The sequence below is a fragment of the Streptococcus parasanguinis genome (assembly GCF_901875555.1).
GTDB lineage: Bacteria > Bacillota > Bacilli > Lactobacillales > Streptococcaceae > Streptococcus > Streptococcus parasanguinis_H.
Genome location: NZ_CABFMD010000025.1, coordinates 1 through 713, shown reverse-complemented (window position 1 = coordinate 713; position 713 = coordinate 1). Strand labels below are relative to the sequence as shown.

Below are 713 nucleotides of genomic sequence, written 5' to 3'. Positions count from 1 at the left end.
CGTGCGATCGAAAATCCTTTCACAGTGGAACTCGCTGACCTTGAAGAAGGAAAGGCAAGTGGCTTGATTGAAGTCATTGGGGAAAACGTTGACGTTGAATACCTCAAAGAAGTCAAAGGTGTGAACATCAACCAAGACTTAATCAATGAATACGGCCGTGACATGAAGATTGTCTATACTCCACTTCATGGTACAGGTGAAATGTTAGCCCGTCGTGCCCTTGCACAAGCAGGATTTGAAGCAGTTCAAGTGGTTGAAGCGCAGGCTGTTCCAGACCCAGACTTCTCTACTGTTAAATCTCCAAACCCTGAAAACCAAGAAGCTTTCGCCCTTTCTGAAGAACTTGGACGTAAAGTGGATGCGGACGTATTAGTCGCAACTGACCCTGATGCAGACCGTCTTGGTGTTGAAATCCGCCAACCAGACGGTTCTTACCTCAACCTTTCAGGTAACCAAATTGGTGCTATCATCGCCAAATATATCCTCGAAGCTCACAAAACAGCTGGTACCCTTCCTGCCAATGCCGCCCTTTGTAAATCCATCGTATCCACTGAGTTGGTGACCAAGATTGCAGAAAGTTACGGCGCAACCATGTTTAACGTCTTGACTGGTTTCAAATTTATCGGTGAAAAAATTCATGAATTTGAAACCCAACACAACCACACTTACATGCTCGGTTTTGAAGAAAGCTTCGGTTACCTGATCAAACCATT

The 713-nt window shown here is 45.0% G+C and carries 1 pseudogene; it reads left to right on the top strand.

Going from position 1 to position 713, the window contains the following annotated elements:
- Nucleotides 1-713: pseudogene (locus tag JX304_RS06135) on the top strand (phospho-sugar mutase); the annotation flags it as partial.